A 5,246-nucleotide genomic window follows, 5' to 3' on the forward strand; every position below is an offset into this window, starting at 1 on the left:
TGTTCAGGGACTTGATGTCGCTCTTCGTGAACTTGGACTTGTTGTAGTACATGAACCAGGTGTTGCCGGTGTAGGGCACGCCGTAGAGGTTCCCGTCCGTGCCGGTGACCGAGGTGACCATGGACGAGTCGTTCTGCGACTTGACCTGCTTGGCGACCGAGGTGCTCAGCTCGCCGATGGCGCCGGCGTCGATGAGAGTGCCGAGCTGGTCGTTGGAGAACATGTAGACGTCGGCGGCGGCCGAGGCGTCCTGCTTGACGGTGGTGGCCGCGTCGCCCTCGGCGACGACCGAGTTCTTCCACGTGATCTTGTACTCAGGATGGGCCTTCTGGAACGCGGTCTCCATCTTCGGCAGCCACGAGCTCGAGTTGGCCTGGTCCTCGGACGGTCCCCATACGGTGAGCGTCACGGCCGTCTTGGTGGTCGCGGAGCTGCTTGAGCTGCTCGATCCCGATCCGCAGGCGGAAACGCCCAGCAGCAGTGCCAGAGCGGTCCCAGCCCCCAGAATCTTCTTCATGTTTGTCATCATTGACCTCCTCAAACTGCGCCTCGCCTCGCCGGTGAAGCGTCTGTTCTCTCTGTCGGGCGTAAAGGCCATGCGCATCGCCGCTCGTCACTGACGCAACTCCGCGCATCCTCCCATGAAACTCTTGGGAGACGCCTGCATACTTCCGAACACGGTGCAGTATACACATGACTTGCATACGTTTGCAAAACGCGGTTCCCGAGGCGTTTCCGGAAGCGTCCCCTTGCCCTCCGCCGATGCGGAGGGAACAGGCATGTCGGGATATGCGGGTGCTGGTAGCCTGTGGCATGCCCGCCGGACCGCCGACGGGGAAAGGAGCCTTAACATGGCCGGTGTGCCCGGACCCGCATGGCTTGACGCCGCGGTCTTCTACGAGATCTATCCGCAGAGCTTCCTCGACACGAACGCGGACGGCATCGGGGACATTCCCGGCATCATCGACAGGCTGGACTATGTGCGCGGCCTCGGCTGCGACGCCCTCTGGATCAACCCCTGCTTCGACTCCCCGTTCAACGACGCCGGCTACGACGTGCGCGACTACACGCGGGTGGCTCCGCGATACGGCACCAACGAGGACCTCGAGACACTGTTCCGTGAGGCGCATGCCCGCGGCATGCATGTTCTGCTCGATCTCGTCCCCGGGCACACGAGCGAGGAGCATCCCTGGTTCCGGGAAAGCTCCCAGGTCGGGCGCAACGAGTTCACGGATCGCTACATCTGGACCGACAGCGCGTTCGAGGGTTACTCCATGCCTTTCATCGGCGGTGAGAGCGAGCGTGACGCCACCTATATACTCAACTTCTTCAAATGCCAGCCCGCCCTCAACTACGGCTTCGCGAAGCGCGACCGGAAGTGGCAGATGTCCACGGACTCCTCCGCCGCGAAGGCCACGCGGCTGGCGATGGTGGACGTCATGGAGTTCTGGATGGCCCGTGGCTGCGACGGATTCCGGGTCGATATGGCGAACTCGCTCGTGAAGAACGACGGCGACGACAAGCCCGAGACCATCCGCGCGTGGCAGGAGATGCTGGGCGCCGTCCGGTCCGAATACCCCGATGCGGCGTTCGTCTCGGAATGGGGGACTCCGGCCCAGTCCCTCGAGGCCGGATTCGATATGGACTTCTATCTGGACTGGCGCTGGAACGGCGTGCCGAACGGATACAACCTTCTGGCCCGCAACACTGACGGCGCGCTCAACGTGGGGGACGACCACAGCTACTTCTCGGCGCACGGCGGGGGGAGCGTCCGCCCCTTCCTCGACGAGTATCTGCCGCAGTACGAGGCCACGCGGTCCAAGGGCCGCTTCTGCTTCATCACCTGCAACCATGACACTCCTCGGATGGCTCCGAGACTCACCGACAGGGAGCGTCGGGTCGGCTACGGCATGCTGTTCACGATGCCCGGCGTGCCGTTCCTCTATTACGGCGACGAAATCGGGATGCGCTACCGCGACATCCCCACGAAGGAGGGCGGATACGCCCGGACCGGCAGCCGTACGCCCATGCAGTGGGACGGCGGGACGAACGCCGGCTTCTCGACCGCGGATCCGGCCGAGCTCTACCTTCCCGTCGATCCGGATCCCCGGGCGCCGAGCGTCGCCCGGCAGGAGGCGGATCCCGATTCGATGCTGGGCTGGGTGAGGTCCCTGCTCCGGCTGCGACGTGCATACTCGGCGCTGACGTCCTCCGCCGTCCTCGAGGTCGTCGCGGCGCCGGAGGACGGACGTCTGTTCGCCTACCGACGCACGCCGACGGACGGAGCCGAAGATCTGCTTGTGGCCTTGAATCCGGGACTCGACGAGGAGACGTTCGACACGCCGGTCGATCGGCCGGCGCAGGAGCCGCTTCTGTCCGTGGGGGAGCTTCGCCAAGACGACGGCCGCATCGTCATGGGCCCGCAGTCCTTCGCCGTGTTCGTGGCGAGATGACGGGAGGGGTCGGGATGAGGCCGACGGGATCGGATGTCGTGGAGAAGCGGGACCGACGCTTCGACGTCGTCTTCTTCGACCTGTACGGGACGCTTGTTGACATACGGACGGATGAATCGGCCGACGGCCCCTGGGAGTACCTGTCGCGCTTCATCGCCGGCCACGGCGGTCGCGTCATGTCCCCGGACTCCATTCGGGTCCGGTTCGCCGACGCTCTGGGCCGTGCGGTGGCCGGCATGGGCGGCGACGATCCGGAGCGTCACCGCTACCCCGAACCCGACGTGCTGCCCATCTACGCCGACCTGCTCAGGACCGAAGGGGTCGACGAATCGGATGGCATCGGAGGACTCGCCGCCGAGGTCGCATGGGGATTCCGCAGATGCAGCACTTCACGGCTCCGCGTGTATCCCGGTGCGGTCGGTTTCCTGACGCGTCTGCGCGCGACCGGAATCCGGGCGGTTCTTGTCAGCAACGCCCAAGCCGCCTACACGCGGCCCGAGCTGAAGCTTCTGGGACTTGACGCGGTGCTGGACCGCATCGTCATCTCCAGCGAGCAGGGCGTGCGCAAGCCCGATCCGGAACTGTTCCGGAGGGCTCTTCGCGCCGAGGGCGCCGATTCCTCGCGGGTGGTGATGGTCGGCAACGATGAGAGTTCCGATATCCGGGGCTCCGCCGCCGCCGGAGTGGCGGGCGTGTATCTGCGCACGGAGATCTCGCCGCAGGATGACCCGGCGGCGTCCCCGGACGCTCTGCTGTCCCTTCATGGGGCGGACTATGCGGCGCTGGAGGATTTCCTTCTGCGGTGACCCTGTGTGGGTCATGACACGATTCCTTCGCTCCGAGGGGTGCGGGGGCATGATCGAGCTGAACGCTCGTCGGAGCTGTGGATCGGAGGACGGCATGGAGACCATGGTGGAAGGCACGCGGCGCGTTCATGGGCATGGCCTGTCGACGTTCCGGCTCAAGGTGATCGGCGATGCGCTGCTGACTCTCTCCGCACTGGGCACGACCGTGCTCCCGGATGCGCTCGGGAACCCAGGATCCGACGACCTGACGGGCATGACGATTCTCGTCGCGTGCGAACTCGTGTCCTGGTGCGCGGTTCCGATCTTCGCCTGGCTGCTGTGCGAAGGGTATCGCCATACCTCCAGCGTGCCATGGTATCTGCTGCGATTGGCGGTCCTCGCCGTCGTCAGCGAGGTTCCCTATGACCTGGCGACGAGCGGAAAGGTCGTGGACTGGTCCTCCCAGAATCCGGTCATCGCCCTGGTGGTCGGGGTGCTCGTGCTTGTGGTCATCGACTGGGCCGACCGCTTCCCGCGGGCTACGCGAACCTTCATCGTCGTCCTCGCCTCGGTGTCCGGTCTGCTGTGGATGCTTGTTCTGCGCGTGGGAGTCCGTCAGAGGCTCGTGAACGTCGGTCTGCTGATCGTGGCGTTCGTTCTGGTCTTCCGTCTGCTCCGCCGTCGGGAGAACACCATGATGTTCACCGCGGGCCTGGTGGGGGCGTTGGCATTCGTGCTTCCGGCGGTCGGCGTCGCGGTGCTGCACTATCACAACGATGAGCTCGGATACGGCCATCGCTGGACGCCGTGGGTGTTCTACGCCTTCTACCCGGTGATGCTTGCGGCCTGCGGTCTTGCCGTCGTGGCATAGCCTCCGCTGGGCGTGGCCGATTCGCTGGTGAACGGGGCTTCGGAGCCTCTGATCACCAGCCGGGGGAGAACCGTCTCATGAGGGACATCCAGATGCCCGCCGGCCATGAGGGACATGGCCTTGCGGGCGGCCGAGCGACTCATGCCGAAGGGGTCCTGGCGCATGGTGGACAGGTCGACGGTGTCCGCGTAGGGGCTGTCGTCGAATCCGACGATCGAATAGTTCCTCGGGCATGCGTACCCGTAGCGGGCGAGCTTGATGATCAGGGGTATGGCCATCATGTCCGTCTGGCAGCAGATGGCGTCGGGGAATTCGTCCAGCGCGAGAAGGGCGGCCAGCGCCGAATCGGCGAAGGCCCGTCCACGAGGCACGGAGAGGATTCGCCAGCGCAGCTCCCGAGATCTCTCGACGTCTCGGCAGGCCGTGACGAATCCGTTGGCGCGCTCATCGATGCTGGAATGGATGGTCGGTGACGCCTCCGAGCATACGTAGACGATGGATCGATGCCCCAGGGAGAGCAGATGACGGGTGGCGGCCTCCATGCCCGCCCCGTCGTCGATGCTCACCGAGGCGTCAAGATTGTCGTCCGTCGGCGTGTTGATGCCGACGATGGGCACGCGGATGCGTCGGAGCCTGTCGGCCTCGGAGGGGTCGACGCCGAAGGACGCGACGAACACGGCGTCGACGTTGCGGCGGATGGGCAGAGTGGTGAAGAAGCTTCGACGGTTCTCGGCGGTGTCGATGTGCTGGAAAAGCGAGATGTCGTATCCGGCGTCGTGGAGGACGGAGTCGATTCCGGCGAACACCTGGGTGTTGAACCAGCTGGTGATCTCCTCGTTCATGAGCAGCGCCACGCGATATGCCTGACCGGATTTCAGAGCGGTCGCCGACCGGGAGATGTTGAAGTCGAGACGGTCGGCCGTCTCCAGAACCTTGCGTCGTGTGCGTTCGGATACCAGTTCGGGACGGGTGAAGGCGCGCGACACCGTGGAAATGGACACCCCGGCGGCCTTCGCCACGTCGCGTATGCCCGCCCTTTTCATATCGACCCTTCGTTGGATGGATTCGACGCACCGCCATGGTGCGCACGGACGACTTCCAGAATAGTGCATACGTTGTCAACGGCGACACGCGTCG

Annotated in this window: 5 protein-coding genes; 3 read left to right on the top strand and 2 right to left on the bottom strand. The window is 65.0% G+C overall.

Features of this window, described 5'->3' with window-relative positions:
- A partial coding sequence (locus RWX87_RS06445; protein WP_314688754.1) for an extracellular solute-binding protein occupies positions 1-526 on the bottom strand: 526 nt, incomplete at its 3' end.
- Between the two features lie 325 nt (positions 527-851).
- On the opposite strand from RWX87_RS06445, the gene RWX87_RS06450 reads away from it, so the two are divergent.
- From RWX87_RS06450 to RWX87_RS06460, 3 genes are all read left to right on the top strand, one after another.
- Positions 852-2,453 (top strand): alpha-amylase family glycosyl hydrolase, encoded by a 1,602-nt coding sequence (locus RWX87_RS06450; protein ID WP_314688755.1) that lies wholly within the window; start codon positions 852-854, stop codon positions 2,451-2,453.
- A 14-nt stretch (positions 2,454-2,467) separates the two neighbouring features.
- Complete coding sequence (locus RWX87_RS06455) at positions 2,468-3,259, top strand: HAD family hydrolase (RefSeq protein WP_314688756.1); 792 nt, start codon at positions 2,468-2,470, stop codon at positions 3,257-3,259.
- Between the two features lie 94 nt (positions 3,260-3,353).
- On the top strand, positions 3,354-4,109 hold the full coding sequence (locus RWX87_RS06460) for a TraX family protein (RefSeq protein ID WP_314688758.1): 756 nt from the start codon (positions 3,354-3,356) through the stop codon (positions 4,107-4,109).
- Here RWX87_RS06460 and RWX87_RS06465 read toward each other — a convergent pair.
- Entirely contained in the window at positions 4,064-5,152 is a 1,089-nt protein-coding gene (locus RWX87_RS06465) for a LacI family DNA-binding transcriptional regulator (RefSeq protein WP_314688759.1), read from the bottom strand. The genes RWX87_RS06460 and RWX87_RS06465 overlap by 46 nt on opposite strands.
- Positions 5,153-5,246 lie beyond the last annotated feature (94 nt).

This window comes from uncultured Bifidobacterium sp. (assembly GCF_963540075.1).
Taxonomy (GTDB): domain Bacteria; phylum Actinomycetota; class Actinomycetes; order Actinomycetales; family Bifidobacteriaceae; genus Bifidobacterium.

Excerpts from the sequence above, each read along its gene's own strand:
- RWX87_RS06450 (WP_314688755.1), top strand. The coding sequence starts at position 852 with ATGGCCGGTGTGCCCGGACCCGCATGGCTTGACGCCGCGGTCTTCTAC.
- RWX87_RS06455 (WP_314688756.1), top strand. The coding sequence starts at position 2,468 with ATGAGGCCGACGGGATCGGATGTCGTGGAGAAGCGGGACCGACGCTTC.
- RWX87_RS06460 (WP_314688758.1), top strand. The coding sequence starts at position 3,354 with ATGGAGACCATGGTGGAAGGCACGCGGCGCGTTCATGGGCATGGCCTG.
- RWX87_RS06465 (WP_314688759.1), bottom strand. The coding sequence starts at position 5,152 with ATGAAAAGGGCGGGCATACGCGACGTGGCGAAGGCCGCCGGGGTGTCC.